Here is a 19,663-nt window from a genome sequence, read left to right on the forward strand (position 1 = left end):
CGACAAGCCCACCAAGGCCGCCGACGGGCGAGTCTGCTGGCTTTCCGCGGAAGGTGGGTCCCTCAGAAGCGCCCGCGGATGAGGCTCGCCGGGTCCTCGAACCATTCGGCGTAGTGGGTGGCCGGCCCGAGCATCCCGATCGCGGCCGCGTAGGCGTCCCGGTCGACCCGGCGCCCGGTGAGCCGGCCGACCATCGCCTGCAGGTAGTGGTAGTCGCTGTGGTCCGGGTACTCGCGGACGGCGCCGGAGACGAGCTCGGCCGCCTCCACGTCGCGGCCCAGTTCGAGCAGGCACAGCACCACCCAGCGGCCGGCCTCCGCGCGGGAACCCGGGCGCTGGAACACGGTCATGAAGCCGTCCAGCGCGGGCTCGATCCGGCCGGCCGCGAAGTCGCGCATCGCGGCGGCGTACGGCACGTCGGCCGGCGGCGCACCGACCGCCGCGGTGAGATCGGCGGCGGGCAGGTAGGCGCGGACCGCGTCGGCGTCGATCACGCCGTTCGAGGCGATCGGCGCGGCCCGGCCGGCGGCGCTCGTGCCGCCCGAGGAAATCGACACGCCACGGCGGGCTGCGCTCGCGCTGCCCGAGGAGATCGACACGCCACGGCCGGCGGTGAGCGCGTCGCCCGAGGACATCGACACGCCCGAGCCCGAGCCCGCGCCCGCGCCCGCGCCCGCGCCATCGTCCGCGCCCGCGCCCGCGGCGGCCAGGTCGGCGCGAAACGCGTCGCCCGCGCCGCCCGAAGAGACCGAAGAGACCGAAGAGACCGACGCGCCTCGGCGGGCTACCACGCGCCAGCGCACGGCGCGGTGGCCCTCGAACGCCGGGTACGACACCGGCACCGCGATCGCGCGCGCCGCCGTTGCCGCGGCGACGTGCCGTAGCGCCTCCGGCGCCGCCGGGTCCGCGAACGCCAGGCCGTCCAAAGTGAACGTCCACCCAGGCGGCAGCTCCGGCGGCGTCCACGCGCCCGCCGCCGCGCGGTATGCGGCCTCGAGGCGGCCGACGATCACGTCCCAGGAGTACGCGTCCGCCGTGGTCAGGCCGCCCTCGCGCAGGCGCGCGGCAAGCGGAGCGTCGTCCAGCACGCGCGCGGCCTGCGCGGCCAGCGCGGGCACGTCGCCGACGTCGGCGAGCAAAGCGTTTTCGCCGTCCCGCGCGTACTCCAGCACGCCCGTGTTGCGCGTCGCCACCACCGGGGTGCCCGAGGCCATCGCCTCCAGGCAGGGCAGCGAGAACGACTCGTAGCGGGAGCAGCACACGTACGCCGCGGCGCCGCGGAACAGGGCGGCCAGCGTCGACTGGTCCGGGGAGACCACGACGCGGCCGAGCGGGTCCAGGGGCGGGCGCGGGGTCACCCAGACCAGGTCGAGCGGGCGGCCCGAAGCGGTCAACGTCGAGTACACGCGGCGCATTTCGTCCATGCCCTTGAAGCCGTTGCCGTCCCAGCCCACGAACAGCAGATAGGGGCGGTCGGCCGTTGCCGGTGGGCCCGACGGGGTGAAGACCGTGCGGTCCACCGCGTTGCCGACCACGGCCGCCGGGACGCCGAAGCGGGACTCCAGGACCGACGCTACCGTGCCGCCCACCGTGATCGTGGCGTCGGCCGCCACGAGGTTGCGGGACGCGACGGCGAACGTGTCGCGGTCGATCTCCTCGAACAGGTGGAAGTCGCCCTGTTCGAAGTGGACCACCGCGGCCCGGCCCAGGGCGCGGGCGGCCAGGATCTGGTCCCAGTACCCGCACACGATCACGTCGCACGCCGGCACCGACGACGTCAGCTCCACGCCGAACGGGACCTGGACGAACCGCGCCCGCACGTCGATCCAGTCCGGGCGCGGGAAGTGGCTCAGGACCGCCACCTCGTGGCCCTGGGCGGTGAGGCGGTTGCCGTGCTCGAACAGGATGCGCGCCCCGCCCCCGACGTCGGTGCGCGGGGCCAGGTAGCACAGGCGCAGCGGGCCCGGCGGCAGGTCGCGCGCGCCGGGCAGCCGGGCCGCGACCGACAGCGAGTGCCGGGCGGCGAACTCGTGCCGGCGGGCCACCGTCACCGCCGTGGGCAGGTCGGGTCGCAGCGGGCCGGCGATCGCCGGGTCGGTGTTCTTGAGGCGCAACCCCATCAGAGATCGATGATGGCGAACGGGTAGAACGCCACGCGTTCCAGGTCGGACACCGCGACCGGCGTCGGGCGGGCCTGGGCGTCCAGAACCGACAGCCGGCCGTCGATGCCGCGCAGGAAGTCGGCGAAGCGGTCGCGTTCCTCGCCGAGCATCACCGCGTTCCACTCGAACACGATGCGGCGGATGCGCCGCCGGCGGATGAGGTTCTGCATGCCGAGGAACGCGTGGTACTCGCCGCCCTCGATGTCGATCTTCAGGATGTCGATGGTGCCGGCGTCGGCCAGTGCGTCGTCCAGCCGCACGGCCGGGATGTTCAGCCGGGTGATCTCGTCGAGCCGGTGCGCGTTCTCGGGGCGGTGCCGGATCGAGGAGTCGCCGACCCACCTGGCCGAGGCGTTGAACGCGATGGTGCCGTTCTCGGAGTACGCGGCCTGGTTGCGCACCTCGACGTTGTGCTCGGTGAGCCAGTTGACGGCCAGGTTGTCGCGCAGGATGCCGGCCGTCGTCGGGTTGGCCTCGAACGCGATGACCCGCCCGGCCGCGCCCACGCGCTGGGTGGCGAGGACGGTGAAGTACCCGATGTTGGCGCCCACGTCCACGAAGGTCTGCCCGGCCTTGATCTCGCCGGCCAGGAACTTGGTCAGCGGCGGCTCGATCGCGCCCCAGGTCACCAGCGAGGGCATGAGGCTGTAGTCGTCGGAGGGCACGACGAGCATCGCGCCGTACACCACGTCGACGAGCATCCTGTTGTTGCCGATGTACGTGCCGCGCATGCCCCCGTGTGGAGCGGGCTTTTCAACCGGAGCAGCGGGAGGGGCAGCCGCGACCGAACGCGACAGCAGAGCCCTGGCGTTCGTGGCCGGGTCGTCGCTCATCGCCAGCCGCACGCTCGCGGACAGCGATGAGCCCTCCGGCTCGCTGTACACCACGACCTCGGGCATGTCCCGCCCGCCGGCCAGCTGCTGCATGAGCCCCGCCATCGCGTCGCCGACGGCCTCGGTGACCTCGGGGACGCCCTTCACGACCAGGCCCAGCTCCATGCCCGGCGTGGCCATCGCGAGCTCCATCGCCCCCGCGAGCACGACGGCGGCCGACTCCACGAGGTCGGGGTCGACGGTGACGAGAATCCGGTCGACCGCCGCCTCAGCAGCGACCACCGAAGGAGGAGGAACGGAGGCCGCCGGCGCGATGTCGGAAGGAAAAGCGGAGAGCCAGTGGCACACGGCGTACGCCGAGGGGAACGTCGCGCCCGCGCGGGGCGGCTCCGTCCAGTGGTACGGGTAGAACAGCTCCGGCCCGAACACCGCCGGCGTCACGCGGCCGAGCGCGTCCTGCTCGGCCACGATCCGGGTGAGCAGCTCGGCCCCGGTCTGCTCGTCGCGCGGCCGGCCCGGGCGCCACCCGACCGAGTTCGGCAGCGCCGCGACCACGGCCTCGATGAGCGGGCTACCCGCGGCCGCGCCGAGGACGCCGTCGGCCAGCCGGAAGCCGTCCTCGCGGGCGCAGAACACCTCGACGCCGTCCAGCAGCGGCTCGATGCTGCGCAGGCACTCCATGTCGGTGCCGATGAACACGCCGCCGTGGGCCAGCAGCAGCTCGTACTTCGCGATGTCGTCCCGCTGCCCCGCCGGCGCGGCGTCGAACAGGGCCTGGTTGGCAAGCGGCGGCAGGTCGGCCTCGGTCCACAGCCGCAGCTCCCAGCCGGGGTGGTGCTGCCGCCAGGTCTCGCCCAGGGCCCGCTCCCGCTCGGACAGCGGCCCGCCGAGCGCGAGGCGGTGGAACACCCGCGGGATGAGGAGCCGTTCCAGCACAGCGGTCATCGAAAGCTCCCCACGAGGTCGCGGATGTTCAGCAGGCGCCGCAGGGTCTCGGCGATCGGGCCGCGCGGGAGCGGCAGGCCGTGCCGGGCCGGGTCGTGGCCGTCCACGGGCGCGAAGGAGGCGACGAGGTCGCACGCCCGCCACAGGTCGTCGGCGCCCTGGCCGTCGAGCATCTCGTACTCGCAGGGCACGTCGACGTCGGCCGCCGTGATCGCGAGCCCGGGCGGGACCCCGACCACGAGCACGGCCGCGCCCGGCGGGGCCTGGGCCAGCTCGCCGGCGACCTCGTCGAGCAGCGGCGAGAGCGCGCTGATGCCGATCCGCAGCGGCCGGCCCTCCTCGCGGGCGGCGGTGCGCCGGGTGACCAGCAGCCAGCCGAGGCTCGCCTCGATCGAGCTGACCGTCACCAGGTCCTGGTGCATGCGGTCGAGCAGGGTGCCCTTGCCGTGCGGGTCGTGCGCCCGGCGCAGGTCCTCGACGGTCGAGGGCAGGTTGGTGGTCATGAGGCGCAGGCGCGCGTCCGTGCGCCGGCCGACCTTGCGCGTCGTCGCCTCATAGGTGGTTCCGCGGTACGCCGGGTGCGTCCGCAGATCCGGATGGCGCTCGGCCAGGTGCGCGCGGGCCTGCCCGACGCGACCCGCGCGGCGCATCAGCGACACCGGGTCGAGGCCGATCCGCACCCGCTGCACCGCGTGCCGGTTGTGCACCACGCGCAGGCCGCGGGGCTTGCGGGAGAGCCGGTACGCGAGGTCGGCGTCCTCGGCGAACGGCACCTCGAAGCGCGCGTCGCCGAGCACCGAGCGGCGGATGCTGGAGCGGCCGCCCCAGAACTGGTGCCAGTCGCCGATGCCGAAGTGCCGCAGGCCCTCGTGGCTGCGGTACACGGTGCCCCGGAACGCGAGCCAGGCCTCGACGCTGCAGGCCCGGTCGGCGGTCGGCCCGGTCCAGCCGAGCACGGCGTCGACGTCGTTGCCGTGCTCGACGTACGTGCGCAGGTGCTCGGCCAGGCAGCGCGGCGCGGGCTCGTCGTCGTCGTCGAGGAAGAACAGGATGTCGGCGTGGCTCGCCTCGATGCCGACGTTGCGCGCCTCGCCCGGCCCGGCGTTCTGGTCGAGCCGGACGAAGGTCAGGTCGAGCCGGTCGAGGAACGGCAGCACGACGAGCTCGGCCGACTCGGGCGAGCCGTCGTCGACGACCACGACGTGGAACCGCTCGCGCGGGAGCGTCTGCTCGCAGAGGGCGGCGAGGCAGTCGTGCAGCGCGGCCGGGCGCTGATACGTGGTGATGACCACGCCGAGCGACAGGTCGGTCTTGGGCGGCTCGAGGTCGCCGGCGAGTTCGCGGTACACGTCGGCCCAGCCCTTGCCCGCTCCTGGACTGGAATGGTCGAGGACCGGGCTGCCGGGGTCGAGCCAGTCGGCCAGCAGGCCGCGGTGGTCGGCGACGCAGACGAGGTCGGCCCGGGTGAACTGGTCGGTGAGGAACACCTGCGCGGCCTCGCTGGGCGGCGGCGCCCATCCGGCGTGGACGCTCGCGACCAGGGGCAGGCCCAGCAGCCAGGTGCGCTCCAGCAGGGCGGCGTCGGCGAGCTCGCCGGCGAGGTGGACGTGCACGACGTCGACGTCGCGGCCGACCAGCAGCTCGGCCAGGAGACGCTCGGACGGGGTGTCGCCGAAGAACGGTTCAGGACCCGGAACTTCCATCGTGTACTGCCTGACGCCCTGTTCCAGGCCCGTCTCGCGCAGTGCCGCCGGCCCTTGGGCGCGGGTCGGCTCGATCGCCAGCACGTCCCAGCCGCGGGCCGCCACCTGGCGGGCCAGCGTGGCGCAGCGCCGATACGCGATCGAGTCGCGCGAGGGGAGGATGACGGCCGCACAGGGCCGGCGTGTGTTGTTCCGCACACCGGCCCCATCGGCACCCAGGTCACACCTTTAGGAAAACCTTCTCGCTGTCAAGTTCCGCCACACTGTGCCGCGGCGCCGGGCGCGGGCGCATCCAGCGCGGCGCCCACCAGTTGGCGTTGCCCAGCAGCGTCATCAGCGAGGGCAGCACGACCGCGCGGATGATGGTCGCGTCGAGCAGGATCGCCGCGGCCAGGCCGACGCCGAGCTGCTTCATGTCGATGGTGCTGAGCGTGGCGAAGATGGCGAACACCGCCACCATGACCACGGCCGCGCTGGTGACCACCCCGGCCGAGCCGGAGATGCCGCGGGCGACCGCCTCGCGGGTGGTCAGGCCCGAGCGGACCGCCTCGCGAATCCGGCTGACCACGAAGACGTGGTAGTCCATCGAGAGGCCGAAGAGGACCACGAAGAGGAACAGCGGCAGCCAGGAGACGACCGCGTCCATGGACTTGAAGCCCAGGATGCCCTCGGCCCACGTGCCCTGGAAGATCAGCACGACCAGGCCGTACGACGCGGCGGCCGACAGCATGTTCAGCGCGATCGAGGTCAGCGCGATCACGACCGAGCGGAACGTGAAGGCCATCACGATGAACGTCAGCACCAGCACGAACCCGACGACCAGCGGCAGCTTGTGCTTCACGTGGGCGGCGTAGTCGACGTCGGCCGCGACGAACCCGCCGACCGCGCTCTCGGCGCCCGGCACCGCGCCCAGGGCCTGCGGCACGAGCTGGGTGCGCAGCCGGGTCAGCGACTCCTTGGCCTGGTCGGAGCGGCCCTCGAACGGGGTGGCGACGTCGAGCACGGCGACCCGGCCGTCCTTGGAGACCTGGATCTGCGGCTCCTGGTCCAGCGGCGCGAACAGCGGGTCGGCGGCGGCCTTCTGCGCGAGCTGGGTCAGCGCCGCCTTCGTGTTGTCCAGCTGCCCGGCGGGCACCCGCACGGCCACCGTGTGGACGGTGCCGTTGCTCGGAAAGGCCTTCACGAGCCGGTCGTACGCCTGCATCGCCGGGGTCGTGCGCGGAAGGTCCTCCATGCCGGGGAACGTCAGGCGCATGCTCAGCGCGGGCGCGGCGAGGGCGAGCAGGGCGAGTACCGAAATGGCGAGGGTCGCGGCCGGACGGCGCAGCGCGGGGCGCAGGATGGCCGACCAGACCCGGCTGCCCCGCTCGTCGGTGCGGGGGCGGGTGAGGCGCCACAGCAGCGGGACGCGGGGCCGGTCGATCCAGCGGCCGAGCTTGGACAGCAGCGCCGGCAGCACGGTCAGCGAGCCGAGCACGGCGACGAGCACGACGAGGATCGAGCCGAGGGCCAGCGAGGAGAACACGACGTCGCCGGCGAGGAACAGCCCGGCCATCGCGATCGTCACGGCGATGCCGGAGACGACCACGGCGTGCCCGGAGGTCTCGGCGGCGAGCTCGACGGCGTCGAGGTGCTTGCGGCCGCGGGCCCGCTCCTCGCGCTCGCGGCGCAGGTAGAACAGGGAGTAGTCGACGCCAACGGCCATGCCGATAAGCAGGATGACGCTGGAGGTGGTGTCGGTCGAGGGAACCAGGTGCGAGGCCAGGGTGGAGAGGCCGAGCGCGGCCGCCACCGAGGACAGCGCCAGCAGCACCGGGATGCCGGCCGCGATGAGCGCGCCGAAGGCCACGATGAGGATGGCGAAGGTGACCGGCAGGCTCAGGTACTCGGCCCGCTGGAAGTCCTTGCCGAGGGTGTCGTCCATCGCCTTGGAGATGGAGGGCCCGCCGGTCTCCTCGACCCGCAGGTCGGGGTGGCGGTCCTGGACGGCGGCGGTGGCCGCGGTGAGCGGGGCGAGGCGGTCCTGGGCGGTGTCGGGGTCGCCCTTCAGGGTCACCCGGACCACCATGGCGCTCTTGTCGTGCGACGGCAGCGGGTCGCTGACCTCCGCGACGTCCGGCAGGGCCTGCATGGCCGTCCTGACGTCGGCCGCGGCCTGCTGCGCGGCGCCGGGGTCCAGCGCGCCGGTGCGGGCGGTGATGAGGACGCTCTCGACGGCGGGGTTGTCGAAGTTGCCGTCGTCGACGATGACGTCGGCCCGGCCGGACTCGCCGATGGCCGCGTCGCGGTTGGTCGCCTCGACGGTTCCCGCCATGTTCCCGCCGATGAAGCACACGGCGACGAACACGACCCAGAGTGCGATGGCGCGCCACGGGTGCTCCGCACTCCAGCGGGCGACGCGAACGGTGACTGGTCTCTTCTCCACGCCGATGACGCTATGAATTCGGCGGTCCGCCGGCATCCGGGCTGCACCCGCCTCGCACCCGGATTCACGAACCGGGGGTTCCCCTGAGTATCAGGGGTCACCGGTGGCCACCGGTTTGCAACCGAAGAAAGCACCGTTCTGCCTCAACATGGCCGCTACCGGGCCGATGCCTCCAGTGAGCCAGGATGGCTCACCCCTGAGCCAATGGACTGGCGACACACCGACGGGGGGCTCGGTTTCATGCTCGAGGACACCACCCAGGTCGCGCTGCACGCTTCCCTGACGGGCCTGTCGAAGCGGCAACGGGTGATCGCCGACAACATCGCCAACATCAACACGCCCGGCTTCCTGGCCGGCCGCGTCGACTTCGAGGACGCGCTGCGCCTGGCGGTGCAGGCGGGCGATCCGAAGGACACGGAGCTCACCACGGCGCGGTCCCTCGAACCCACCCGCGAGGACGGCAACAACGTGAACCTCGACCACGAGGTGCTCTCGAACATCGACACCGGGCTGCGGTACCAGACGATGCTGCGCGCCACCGACGACAAGTTCGGGCTGCTCCGCTCGGTCATCCGGGGCTGATCGCGATGACCATCTTCGGAGCGATCGGGATCGCCGGGACGGGCGTCACCGTGTACCGCAAGTGGCTGGACGCCGTCGCCGACAACCTCGCGAACATCAACGACGCCGTGCCGACCAGCGGGCAGGCCTTCCGGGCCCGCTACATCCAGGCGCAGGCGGTGCACTACGGCGACGGTGAGGGCGGCGTGGTCGTGGCCGGCACCGCGCTGGGCGATCCGAAGGGGCGGCTGGTGTACGAGCCGGAGAACCCCCTGGCGGATCGCGAGGGCTACGTGAAGTACCCCGACATCGACCTCGGCAGCCAGATGACCCAGCTGATCATGGCGCAGCGGGCCTACCAGGCGAACCTGACCGTCGTCGACCGGGCCAAGGACCAGTACCAGGCCGCGATCCAGGTCGGTAAGGGCTGAACATGAGCATTGACGCGATCCAGCCGCTCGGCGCGATCTCCCCCGTCTCCTCGATGATGAACGCGACCGGCACCTCGGGCTCGTCGGCCGATCCGGCCGCCGGGATGAACTTCGGCAACATGGTCGCCCAGGGGCTGCAGAAGCTCCAGGACGCCCAGAACACCGCCGACAACCTGGCCGTCGAGGCCGCCACCGGCCGGCTGACCGACGTGCACGACTACATCATCGCCGCGACCGAGGCCAACCTCGCCACCAGCCTCACCGTGGCGGTGCGCAACAAGGCCCTCGACGCCTTCAACGAGATCATGAGGATGCAGGCCTGATGCGTGACCGGCTCACCGCGCTCGGCCGGCGGGGCATCGACGGCTGGAAGTCGTTCTCCCCAGGCCAGAAGGCCGTCACGATCTTCGCCATCCTGGCCCTGGCGATCGGCGGCTGGTTCTTCGCGAGCTGGTCCGGCAAGCCGACCATGGCCCCGCTGTTCTCGAACCTGGCCGCCGCCGACGCGAGCGCCATCGTGGACAAGCTCAACGCCGACGGGGTCACCTACACGCTCTCCGACGGCGGCGGCACCGTCAACGTGCCCGCCGACCAGGTGTACGCGCTGCGCATCGAGATGAGCGGGGCCGGCCTTCCCGCACAGGGCGACGCCGGGTACGCGCTGCTGGACAAGCAGGGCATCATGACCAGCGAGTTCATGCAGCAGGTGACGTACCGGCGGGCCCTGGAAGGCGAGCTGGCCAAGACCATCGGCTCGATCAAGAACGTGAACTCGGCCACGGTGCATCTGGCCATTCCCGAGAAGGACGTGTTCACCGACGAGCAGCAGGCCCCGACCGCCTCCGTGCTCGTGAACACCGGCACCAAGACGCTGAGCGGCGACCAGGTGACCTCGGTCGTGAACCTGGTCTCCTCCAGCGTGGAGGGGCTGGAACCGAGCGCGGTCACGGTCGTCAGCGCCAGCGGCAAGGTACTGTCCACATCGGACTCCGGCGGTGGCGGCGGGGACAGCGGCAGCTCGGCGGCGACCTCCGCCTACGAGCAGCGCCTCCGCTCCGCCGTGCAGACGATGCTCGACACAGTCGTCGGGCCGGGGCACTCGGCGGTGAACGTGACCGCCGCGCTGAACTACGACAACACCGAGACGAAGACCCAGAAGTACGTCGCCGACCCGGCCGTCCCGCCGCTGTCGGAGCAGAAGAAGTCGGAGCAGTACACCGGCGGCAACGGGGTTCCGGTCGGCGGCGTGCTCGGCCCGGACAACATCCAGGTGCCCAACGGTACGGGCGCCGGGGGCGACGGGCAGTACCAGCAGACGACCGAGACCCGCAACAACGCGGTCGGCATGGTCACCGAGACCACCAAGTCGGCGCCGGGTCAGGTGAACAAGCTCGGCATCGCGGTCATCGTCGACAGCGCCGTGGCCAAGGTCGACCTCGCGCAGCTGCAGCAGCTGGTCTCCTCCGCGGTCGGGCTGGACGCGACGCGCGGCGACCAGATCGCGGTCTCCTCGATGGCCTTCGACACCTCGGCGGCGACGGCGGAGCAGAACGCGGCCAAGGAGGCGGCGAAGGGGCAGCAGGCGGAGGTGATGCAGCAGTACATCCAGATGGGCGCGATCGTGCTGGCCCTGCTGATCCTGCTGATCATCGCGGCGCTCGCCCAGCGCAAGCGCAAGAAGGCGGAGAAACAGAAGCTCTCCGAGGAGCAGAACGCCGCGCTCGAGGAGATGCAGTCGGCGATCGAGGCGGCGCGGGCGAAGCTGCAGCTGGAGGGCGGCGGCGGGCCGGCGGGCGCGGCGGCGCTGGAGGGCGGGGGCGCGCCGGGCGACGAGTTCGATCGCGACGGGCGGTTCCGCGACCTCACGACGATGGTCGAGAAACAGCCGGACGAGGTCGCGCAGCTGCTGCGCGGGTGGCTGGCCGACCGGCGCGGGTGATCTCAGCGCGAAATGTCGGGCGCTGGCGCGCCGCGACATTTCGGACATATCACGATATTCAGGTCTTTCGGTGGGCGAAGGGTACTAGATGGTCGCGGGTGAGATGACGGGGCTGCGCAAGGCCGCCATCCTGCTCGTACAGATGGGCAAGGAGGAGGCCGCCAAGATCATGGCGCACCTCCGGGAGGCGGAGGTCGAGGAGCTCACCGCCGAGATCGTGCGCCTCGGCCAGGTCGAGTCGGACGTCGCCAACGTGGTGCTCGAGGAGTTCCACGACATGGCGACCGGGCACAAGTACGTGGGCCAGGGCGGCATGGACTTCGCCCGCGACCTGCTGGAGGCCTCGCTCGGGCGGGAGCGGGCCGGCGAGATCGTGGGCCGGCTCAACACCGTCTTCATGGACGTGCCCTTCGGCTTCCTGGGCCAGGCCGACCCGCGCCAGCTGCTGTCGTTCCTGCAGGACGAGCACCCGCAGACGATCGCGTTGGTCCTCGCGCACATGACCGCCACCCAGGCCTCGCAGATCCTCTCCGGCCTCGCCCCGGAGCTGCAGGCCGACGTCGCGCACCGCATCGCGGTCATGGACCGCACCTCGCCCGACATCATCCGGCAGGTCGAGGCGACCCTCGAACGCAAGATGTCCTCGGTACTGCAACCCAGCGACCTGTCCGCCGTCGGTGGCCTGGAGCCGCTGGTCGAGATCATCAACCGCACCGACCGCGCGACCGAGCGGCTCATCCTGGAGGGGCTGGCCGGGCGCAACCCGGAGCTGGCCGAGGAGATCCGCTCGAAGATGTTCATGTTCGAGGACATCGTGAGCCTCGACGACCGCTCCATCCAGCTCGTACTGCGGCAGGTGGAGACCAACGACCTCGCGACCGCGCTCAAGGGCGTGCGCGAGGAGGTGCGCCAGAAGGTGATGAAGAACCTCTCCGAGCGCGCGGCCGAGAACCTGGCCGACGAGATCGAGATGCTCGGCCCGGTGCGGCTGCGGCAGGTCGAGGAGTCCCAGGCCAAGATCGTCCAGGCCATCCGCACGCTCGAGGAGTCCGGCCAGATCGTGATCAGCAGGGGCGAGGACGATGAGTTCGTCGGCTGAGTTCTCCCCGGCCGAGTTCCCGGCCGCGGCGGGGCCGCAGGAGGACGAGGAGTACCCGCTCGCCTTCCCGCCGCCGCCGAAGAAGGCCGCCGGCGCCCCGCGACCGGCGTTCCCGCCGCCCCCTCCCCCGCCGACGACGCCGTCGACCCGCGCCTTCCCGCCGCCCGAGCGGCCGCCGACGGTGCGCTTCGGCGAGAGCGTGCTGCGCGACCGCCGGGCGGGCACCGCGCCGTCCGCCCGCTTCGACGTCGACCTGCGCGAGCGCGAGCCGATCCCGCCCGAGCTGCTGGAGCGGTGGCGGGGCGAGGCGGAGGCGACCGGGTACTCGGCCGGCTGGGCCCAGGGCGTGCGCGAGGCCCGCGCGGCCGCCGCCGCCGAGGCGGACCGGGTCGCGCGGGAGGCCGAGCAGTTCGCCGGGGCGCAGCGGCAGCGGGCCGAGCGGGCCCTGCTGGCCATCGGGCAGGCCGCGGCGGCCCTCGAGGGGCGCGCGGTCGCGTCCGCGCACGACATCGAGGACCAGATCGTCGCCACCGCCTTCGCGATCGCCGAGGCGGTGCTGACCCGGGAGCTGCGCACCGCGGCCGAGCCGGGGCGGGAGGCGCTCACCCGGGCGCTCAAGCTGGCGCCGGGGGGAAGTCCGGTGACCGTACGGCTCAACCCGGCCGATCGGCTGACGATTGGCCAGACGGAACTGGTCATGGACGGCCGCACGGTGACGCTCGTGGACGATCCGGGCCTGCAGCCCGGCGACGCGGTGGCGCTGTGCGACGCCACGACCGTCGACGCCCGGCTGGGCCCCGCGCTCGACCGGGTCCGGGAGGTCTTGCAGCAGTGACATCCGCGCTATCGGCCCGCCTCGCCGCGGCCGCGCACGCCGCGCACCCGCGCGTCACCGGCCGGGTCGTGTCGATCGTCGGCCTGTCCGTCACCGTGGCCGGCGTCGAGGGCAGCGTCGGCGACCTGGTCGAGATCGGCGACCCGGCGCGCGGCGCGGTCGTGCCCGCCGAGGTCGTCTCGCTCAACGGCGACCGCCTCGCCTGCCTCCCCCTGGGCCCGCTGGCCGGGATCGGGACCGGGAGCCCGGTGAGCAGTACCGGCGCGCCGTTGCAGATTCCGGTCGGGCCGCAGCTGCGCGGGCGCATCCTCGACGGGCTCGGCCGCCCGATGGACAACGGCCCGGCGCTGATCGGCCTGCAGCAGGTGTCCGTCGAGAACGAGGCGCCGATCGCGCTGGAGCGCGGCCGCGTGCTGGAGCCCCTGTCGCTGGGCGTCCGCGCGCTGGACACCCTGGTGCCGTGCGGGCGCGGGCAGCGGATGGGCATCTTCGCGGGCTCCGGCGTCGGCAAGAGCTCGCTCATGTCGATGATCACCCGCGGTACCGACGCGGAAATCTCCGTCATCGGGCTGGTCGGCGAGCGCGGGCGCGAGGTCCGCGAGTTCATCGAGAACGATCTGGGCCCCGAGGGACTCGCCCGCTCGGTCGTGGTCATCGCCACCTCCGACCAGCCGCCGCTCGTGCGCCTCCGCGCGGGGTTCGTGGCCACCCGCATCGCCGAGTACTTCCGCGACGGCGGCCAGGACGTCCTGCTGCTCATGGACAGCCTCACCCGCACCGCCATGGCCCAGCGCGAGGTCGGCCTGTCCGCGGGCGAGCCGCCGGCCACCCGCGGCTACCCGCCGAGCGTCTTCGCGCTGCTCCCGCGCCTGCTGGAGCGGGCCGGCCCGGCGCCGGTGGGCAGCATCACCGGCCTCTACACGGTGCTCGTCGAGGGCGACGACCACAACGAGCCGATCGCCGACTCCGCGCGCTCGATCCTCGACGGCCACATCACCCTCGACCGCCGCCTCGCGACGTCCGGCCATTTCCCCAGCATCGACGTGCTGGAGTCGATCTCCCGCGTCGCGGGCGCCGTGACCACCCGCGAGCAGAAGGCGAACGCGACCGCGCTGCGCCGGATGCTCGCCGCGCAGCGGGACGTGCGGGAGCTGGTGGAGATCGGGGCGTACCAGGCGGGCACCAACCCCGACGCCGACCGCGCGCAGGAGCTGTGGCCGCGCATCAACGACTTCCTCCGGCAGGACATGGACGACACCACCCCGGCATCCCGGGCGTGGCAGATGCTCGAAGCACTTCTGGCAGGTGGCTGATGGCCAAGAGCGGATTCCGGCTGGGCGCCGTGCTGCGGGCCCGCAAGGCGCAGGAAGACATCGCAAAAGCAGCGGTCGTACGGGCAAGAGCCGACGCCACCGCCGCCGTCCAACGCGTCCGCGCGCGCGAGCGCGACCTGGACGGCCGGGCGGTCCCCAACAGCGCCACGGCCGCGGCGTACGCGGCGACGCTCACCTCCCGCCAGGCTCTGGCCGGCGAGGTGGCCGCCGCGATCGCCCTGAGCGAGGTGGCCGACGAGACGGTCGAGGAGCGCATGCGCGAGCTGACCGACGCCGCGATCCAGCGCCGCACCATCGAGAAGCTCCAGGAGCGCCACGACCTGACCCGCAAGCGCACGGAGGCGGCCGCGGAGGAGAAGGCGGTCGACGACATCACCACGTCGGGCTCGTTCCGGGGGGACGACACGTGACCGTGCTGGATGCCCAGTCCCGCATCGCCGAGATCCGCTCGATGCTGGGCCTGCACCGCCCCACCGCCACCGACGCCGCGTCGGGCTTCGCGAACGCCCTGCGCTCCGAGGTCGACGGCGCCGCCACGGCCGCGCCCGCCCTCGGACGCACCACCCCCGTCTCCGGCACCGCCGTGGTGGAGGCGGCGCAGAAGTATGCCGGGACGCCGTACAAGTTCGGCAGCAACACCCCGGAGAGCGGCCTGGACTGCTCGGGCCTGGTGCAGCGCGCCTACGCGGACGTGGGCATCAAGCTCCCCCGCACCGCCCGCGACCAGGCCAGCTTCGGCACCGCGGTCCCGTCGCTGGCCCAGGCCCGCCCGGGCGACCTGCTCGCGTTCGGCCGCCCCGTGAACCACATCGCCATCTACGCGGGCAACAACACCATGGTCGTGGCCCCGCACACCGGCGAGGTGGTGAAGACGGAGCGCGTCACGGGCCACCCGACGGCGATCCGCCGCGTCATCCCGGTGAGCACCACGCCCGCCCTGCGCCCGGCTGCCTTGTCGACGACCCAACTGCCGGAGTCGGTACCGTACGCCGACCTCTTCCAGGCCGCCGGCACCCGCTACGGCGTCCCCCCGGCCCTGCTCGCCGCCGTGGCAAAAGTCGAATCGGGCTACAACCCGAACGCCGTGAGCCGCGCGGGCGCGCAGGGCCTGATGCAGATCATGCCGTCGACCGCCCGAGGCCTGGGCGTCGACGCCTTGAACCCCGCCCAGGCCGTGGACGGCGCGGCGCGGCTGTTGTCGTCCCATTTGAAGCAGTTCGGCAACGTGGACCTGGCGCTGGCGGCATACAACGCGGGGGGCAGCGCGGTGAGCCGGTACGGCGGGATTCCCCCCTTCGCCGAGACCCAGGCCTACGTCCCGAAGGTGAAGGCCGCGCTGGCCGCCCTGACCGCCACCGGCCACGCCACGGAGTCCACGACCTTGACCCCGTCCGCCCTGGCCGCCCTGTCCCTGGGCGCCGCGTCACCGCTGGGCACGTCGCCACTGGACGCTTCCCCGTCGCTGGGCGCCTCGCCGCTGGGCTCTTTGTCGCTGGGTTCGCCTTCGCTGGGTTCTCCGTCGCTGGGCGCGGACGCCGCGTCGTTGCTGGGCGCCTCACCTTCTTCGGACGCCTCGTCCCTGCTGGGCGCCGGCTCCTCACTGCTGGGCGGCGCGACGTCCCCCCCGCTGGCTTCCCTGTTGTCCGCTGAGTCCACACAGGACGGAGGCCTCCTGGCATGATCCCCGCCACTTCCGCAGCCAACCGCACCGCGTCGTCCCCGGGTTCGCCGACCACACCGTCCACTCTGGACGACACCTTCGCCGACACCCTGGCCGCCGCCCAGCGCGCGGAGGCGCTGATGGTACGGCCCCGCTTCACCCAGGACGAACTCCGCTCCCGCGTCCAGCGCGAGCCCTACTCCCTGGCCCGCGACACCGCCCCCTTGGCCGACGCCCTCCGCAACGCCGCCGCGGCCCGCGAGGCCCAGGCCACCCGCAACGCAACGGCCACCCGAGACGCCGCGACCGCGCGCGATGCCTTGGCCGCCCGAGACGCCGCGTCCGCGCGGGACGCCATGGCCGCACGAAACGCGCGGGACGCCGCGGCCGCACGGGACGCTGTAGCTGCACGGGACGCCTCGGCCGCACGAAACGCCGCGTCCGCGCGCGATGCTGCGGCCACGCGGGACGCCTTGGCCGCACGGGACGCTCTAGCCGCACGAAACGCCGCGTCCGCGCGGGATGCTGTGGCTGCCCGTGACGCCGCGGCCGCACGACGCGCCGCGTCCGCGCGTGACGCCGCGGCAGCGCGGGACGCCTTGACTGCGCGGGATGCCGCAGCTGCACGGGATGCCACGGCCGCACGAAACGCCGCGTCCGCGCGGGATGCGGTAGCTGCGCGTGACGCCGCGGCCGCGCGGGATGCTGCGGCTCACGCTGCCCGATCGGACGCCCTCGCTGGGCGGGATCGCGCGGACGCGCGCGATGGCGGAACCACCCGGGACACCGTCCTGAACCGCGGCGGCTCGAAGCGTGGAGCGGCCCATCGGTACCCCGCCACCGTCGACCCGGCCCAGGTCACCGCGCCCGACACCGCGGCGCAGGTTCCCGTCGTCGTGGCGATCGCCACGGTCTCGCCGGCCACCGCCGGCGGCGCCTCCGCGCGTCAATCCGGGACAGCCAACCCGGCCGCCACTGCCGCGCAGGCGATGGCCCAGGACCTGGCCGGCCGCATGTCCCTGACGCCGGGCGGCACCGCGAACCCGGTCGCCGCCACCCTCCCCCGCTCCGGTACCGGCGTCGCCTCACCCATCGCTGCCACGCCCGACACCATGCTCCGCAACGCCCTGGCCGCCGACCTGGAGGCCAAGCTCGCCGTGGCCGCCATGGCCGCGGAGCCCTCGACCATCAGCCCCGACACCGGCGTACTGGTCGAAGCCGCCCTCCTCAACCCCGACGGCACCATCACCACCGAAACCGTCGCCACCGGTGCCTTCGCCCGCGAGCTCCTCGGCCAGGCCACACCCGGCTCAGCCACGCAGACCACTCCGGGCATGGCCGACCCGGCCGCGACCAACCCGGGCGGGACCATTCCCGGCGCGACCGTTCCTGACCGGACCATTCCAGGCGGCACCATCCCAGGCGGGACCGTTCCGGTGGGCACCAACCCGAGCGCGGCCAACCCCGGCGCGATCAATCCGAGCGGTACGACCTCGACCGCGGCCAACCCGAGCGGGGCGTCCCCCGGCCTGACCACATCCGTAGCGGCCAATCCCGGCAAATCCACGTCCGTCCCGGGCGATCCGGGCGCCCTGGTCCATCCCGGCGGCCCGACCCTTCCCGACGCGACCACCCCCGGCGCAACCATCCCCGGCGCGACCGTCCCAGGCGCAACCGTCCCTGGCGCCGCCAACTCCGGCCCAGCCACTCCCGGTGCAGCCATCCCCGGCGGGGGCAGCCAGGGCGCGGCGAACTCCGGCGCAACCATCGCTGGCCTGGGCGACCAGGGCGCGACCCATCCCGGTGGCCCGGCGTATCCCGGTGCGGCCAACTCCGGCGCAACCATCGCTGGCCTGGGCGAACAGGGCGCGACCCATCCCGGTGGCCCGGCGTATCCCGGTGCGGCCAACTCCGGCGCAACCATCCCTGGCCTGGCCGACGAGGGCGCGACCCATCCCGGTGGCCCGGCGTATCCCGGTGCGATCAGCCCCGGCGGCACCAACCCCGGCGCGGCCAATTCCGGTCCCTCGGCTCTCGGCGCAGTCATCTCCGACACGGGCGGCCAAGGCTCGGCCAACTCCGGCCCAGCCACGCCCGGCGCGACCACCCTGGGCGCGGCCATCACCGGCACGGGCAGCCTGGGCACGGCCGACTCTGGCGCAGCCGCTCCCGGCTCGACCAACCTGGGCGCCACCTATCCGGTTGCCGATCCTGGCGCGGCGGACCCTAGCGCGTCGTACCCTGGCGCGGCCAACCCTGGCGCGGCCAACCCTGGCGCGGCCAACCCCGGCGCGGCCAACCCTGGCGCGGCGTACCCTGGCGCGACCGGCCCGGGCGCAGCCAACTCCGGCCCAGCCTCTCCTGGCGCCATGAGTCCGGGCACAGACAACTCCGGCTCAGCCATGTCCGGCGCGACCATCCTCGGCGCAGGCGGTCAGGGCAGCGCCTACTCCGGTGGCCTGACCGATCCCGGCGCAACCTATCCCGGTGGTCCGGCCTCCCCCGGCGCGGGCATCCCTGGCGCGGTCAATGCCGGCTTGGTCAATGCCGGTCCGGCCGTTCCAGCACCGATCGCCCCGCCGGGGACCGACCAGTCGGCCATCGCAGGCACCCCGGGCGCACAAACTGCCTTCCCCGCGAACCTTTCCGCTGACGGTTCGGGCGCCGCGCCGGGCCAGGGCCTCAACGCCGGGCTGTCTGGCGGCAACGGGCAGGTTCCGGCCGCCGTGCTTGCCGCGCCCGCGGACAGGCCCGCTGTGGCCGTTCCGGCGGCTGGAACCGGCGGCCCCTCGAACGTCGCCGGCTCGGTCGGGTCCGGGGTCGATGCGAGCACCGTCGCGGCGAGCAGTCTTGCGGCCGGGATCGTGCCCGCCGGGGTCGCGCGGGGCGATGGCGCGTCAGGCAGTACGAGCGGGGATGTCGCGGTTTCGACCGACGGATTGGGCGGCGTGGCCGCCGGCGGGATCCCCTCCGGGCTTTTCCCGGGTCTCGGGGCTGTCGGCAACGGTGGGGCCGGGGGTGACGCGACCGGCAGCGGGCGGTCCGGGGGCTCGTCGGGCGGCGGTGGGAGCGGTGGAAGTAGCGGCGCCGGGAACAGCTTTGCCGCCGTGATCGGTGGGGTCGGGGGCGTGGACGCGTCGCCGCTCAGCCGGCCCGGGGCCTGGGCCAGTGTCGCGCCGCAGTTGGTGAGTGTGTTGTCGCCGTTGCGGAAGGGGCCGGACGGGGTGCATCGGATGACGTTGCGGCTCAAGCCCGAGTCGCTCGGGCCGGTCAGCATCGTGGCCGAGGTGCGGGACGGGTCCATCGCCGTGCAGCTGCGGGCCGATCTCGAGGCCGGGCAGGAGGCGCTGCAGGCCGCGCTGCCCGAGTTGCGGCAGGACCTGAGTGCGGCGGGCTTCGATCAGTGTGTGCTCGAACTGCACCAGCAGGGTTCCTTCTCCGGCAACGAATCGCAACAGTTCTCAGGTTGGCAGCCGGAGGGACGATCACAACAACGAGCGCCCGAACGCGTCGAAACGGGCGCGGCGGACTCGTCGTCCGGTTCGGTTGAGCCGGGGGACGACGGACTGCTCGACGTGCGGCTCTAACCGGGGCCCGGGGTTCACGGACGACACCCTTCGCAGCACGCGGCGAGAGCTGTCAGCGGCACGCAGCCGCGAAGCAGCCCAAGCCGCACCGGCCGTCATGGATACGGCCGACAGGACCGAAAGCGCGAACAAGGGAGTCTGCCATCACC

The 19,663-nt window shown here is 73.2% G+C and carries 14 protein-coding genes; 10 read left to right on the forward strand and 4 right to left on the reverse strand.

The genetic code is table 11. The annotated features are described in order from the left end of the window. Positions 1–62 precede the first annotated feature (62 nt). From ACQPZ4_RS45025 to ACQPZ4_RS45040, 4 genes are read right to left on the reverse strand one after another with little or no spacing between them, the layout of a single operon-like run. The gene (locus ACQPZ4_RS45025) at positions 63–2,120 is read right to left on the reverse strand and encodes a glycosyltransferase family 4 protein (protein ID WP_433050916.1); all 2,058 of its coding nucleotides are present in this window, start codon (positions 2,118–2,120) and stop codon (positions 63–65) included. Continuing rightward, complete coding sequence (locus tag ACQPZ4_RS45030; protein ID WP_433050919.1) at positions 2,120–3,940, reverse strand: FkbM family methyltransferase; 1,821 nt, start codon at positions 3,938–3,940, stop codon at positions 2,120–2,122. The genes ACQPZ4_RS45025 and ACQPZ4_RS45030 overlap by 1 nt, the downstream gene beginning before the upstream one ends. Then, positions 3,937–5,841, reverse strand: a complete 1,905-nt coding sequence (locus tag ACQPZ4_RS45035) for a glycosyltransferase (RefSeq protein WP_433050922.1) — start codon at positions 5,839–5,841, stop codon at positions 3,937–3,939. Before ACQPZ4_RS45035 ends, ACQPZ4_RS45030 begins: the two co-directional genes overlap by 4 nt. Before the next feature lie 22 nt (positions 5,842–5,863). Continuing rightward, entirely contained in the window at positions 5,864–8,068 is a 2,205-nt protein-coding gene (locus tag ACQPZ4_RS45040; RefSeq protein WP_433050925.1) for an MMPL family transporter, read from the reverse strand. A 204-nt stretch (positions 8,069–8,272) separates the two neighbouring features. Here ACQPZ4_RS45040 and flgB point away from each other — a divergent pair, with 204 nt between their 5' ends. From flgB to ACQPZ4_RS45090, 10 genes are all read left to right on the forward strand, one after another. Further along, entirely contained in the window at positions 8,273–8,650 is a 378-nt protein-coding gene (gene flgB / locus ACQPZ4_RS45045) for a flagellar basal body rod protein FlgB (protein ID WP_433050928.1), read from the forward strand. 5 nt (positions 8,651–8,655) lie between these two features. Further along, complete coding sequence (locus ACQPZ4_RS45050) at positions 8,656–9,060, forward strand: flagellar basal body rod protein FlgC (RefSeq protein WP_433050931.1); 405 nt, start codon at positions 8,656–8,658, stop codon at positions 9,058–9,060. 2 nt (positions 9,061–9,062) lie between these two features. Beyond that, positions 9,063–9,383, forward strand: a complete 321-nt coding sequence (gene fliE / locus ACQPZ4_RS45055; protein WP_433050934.1) for a flagellar hook-basal body complex protein FliE — start codon at positions 9,063–9,065, stop codon at positions 9,381–9,383. After that, positions 9,383–10,999 carry a flagellar basal-body MS-ring/collar protein FliF gene (gene fliF, locus ACQPZ4_RS45060; RefSeq protein ID WP_433050937.1) on the forward strand — a complete coding sequence of 539 codons (1,617 nt, stop codon included), beginning with the start codon at positions 9,383–9,385 and terminating at the stop codon, positions 10,997–10,999. The genes fliE and fliF overlap by 1 nt, the downstream gene beginning before the upstream one ends. A gap of 88 nt (positions 11,000–11,087) precedes the next feature. Continuing rightward, positions 11,088–12,098 (forward strand): flagellar motor switch protein FliG, encoded by a 1,011-nt coding sequence (gene fliG / locus ACQPZ4_RS45065; RefSeq protein WP_433050940.1) that lies wholly within the window; start codon positions 11,088–11,090, stop codon positions 12,096–12,098. Continuing rightward, on the forward strand, positions 12,082–12,933 hold the full coding sequence (locus tag ACQPZ4_RS45070; protein WP_433050943.1) for a FliH/SctL family protein: 852 nt from the start codon (positions 12,082–12,084) through the stop codon (positions 12,931–12,933). Before fliG ends, ACQPZ4_RS45070 begins: the two co-directional genes overlap by 17 nt. Then, positions 12,930–14,246, forward strand: coding sequence for a FliI/YscN family ATPase (locus ACQPZ4_RS45075; RefSeq protein ID WP_433050946.1), 1,317 nt, complete (start codon positions 12,930–12,932; stop codon positions 14,244–14,246). Before ACQPZ4_RS45070 ends, ACQPZ4_RS45075 begins: the two co-directional genes overlap by 4 nt. After that, positions 14,246–14,677, forward strand: coding sequence for a hypothetical protein (locus ACQPZ4_RS45080; RefSeq protein ID WP_433050949.1), 432 nt, complete (start codon positions 14,246–14,248; stop codon positions 14,675–14,677). Before ACQPZ4_RS45075 ends, ACQPZ4_RS45080 begins: the two co-directional genes overlap by 1 nt. Further along, the gene (locus ACQPZ4_RS45085) at positions 14,674–15,948 is read left to right on the forward strand and encodes a transglycosylase SLT domain-containing protein (RefSeq protein ID WP_433050952.1); all 1,275 of its coding nucleotides are present in this window, start codon (positions 14,674–14,676) and stop codon (positions 15,946–15,948) included. The genes ACQPZ4_RS45080 and ACQPZ4_RS45085 overlap by 4 nt, the downstream gene beginning before the upstream one ends. Beyond that, positions 15,945–19,514 carry a flagellar hook-length control protein FliK gene (locus ACQPZ4_RS45090; protein ID WP_433050955.1) on the forward strand — a complete coding sequence of 1,190 codons (3,570 nt, stop codon included), beginning with the start codon at positions 15,945–15,947 and terminating at the stop codon, positions 19,512–19,514. Before ACQPZ4_RS45085 ends, ACQPZ4_RS45090 begins: the two co-directional genes overlap by 4 nt. The last annotated feature ends 149 nt before the right edge of the window (positions 19,515–19,663 follow it).

The sequence above is a fragment of the Dactylosporangium sp. CS-033363 genome (assembly GCF_050942475.1).
In the GTDB taxonomy this organism is placed as follows: Bacteria; Actinomycetota; Actinomycetes; order Mycobacteriales; family Micromonosporaceae; genus Dactylosporangium.

Coding starts and splice junctions, on each gene's coding strand:
- ACQPZ4_RS45025 (WP_433050916.1), bottom strand. CDS start 2,120: ATGGGGTTGCGCCTCAAGAACACCGACCCGGCGATCGCCGGCCCGCTG.
- fliG (WP_433050940.1), top strand. CDS start 11,088: ATGGTCGCGGGTGAGATGACGGGGCTGCGCAAGGCCGCCATCCTGCTC.
- ACQPZ4_RS45090 (WP_433050955.1), top strand. CDS start 15,945: ATGATCCCCGCCACTTCCGCAGCCAACCGCACCGCGTCGTCCCCGGGT.
- fliE (WP_433050934.1), top strand. CDS start 9,063: ATGAGCATTGACGCGATCCAGCCGCTCGGCGCGATCTCCCCCGTCTCC.
- ACQPZ4_RS45050 (WP_433050931.1), top strand. CDS start 8,656: ATGACCATCTTCGGAGCGATCGGGATCGCCGGGACGGGCGTCACCGTG.
- ACQPZ4_RS45070 (WP_433050943.1), top strand. CDS start 12,082: ATGAGTTCGTCGGCTGAGTTCTCCCCGGCCGAGTTCCCGGCCGCGGCG.
- fliF (WP_433050937.1), top strand. CDS start 9,383: ATGCGTGACCGGCTCACCGCGCTCGGCCGGCGGGGCATCGACGGCTGG.
- ACQPZ4_RS45030 (WP_433050919.1), bottom strand. CDS start 3,940: ATGACCGCTGTGCTGGAACGGCTCCTCATCCCGCGGGTGTTCCACCGC.
- flgB (WP_433050928.1), top strand. CDS start 8,273: ATGGACTGGCGACACACCGACGGGGGGCTCGGTTTCATGCTCGAGGAC.
- ACQPZ4_RS45080 (WP_433050949.1), top strand. CDS start 14,246: ATGGCCAAGAGCGGATTCCGGCTGGGCGCCGTGCTGCGGGCCCGCAAG.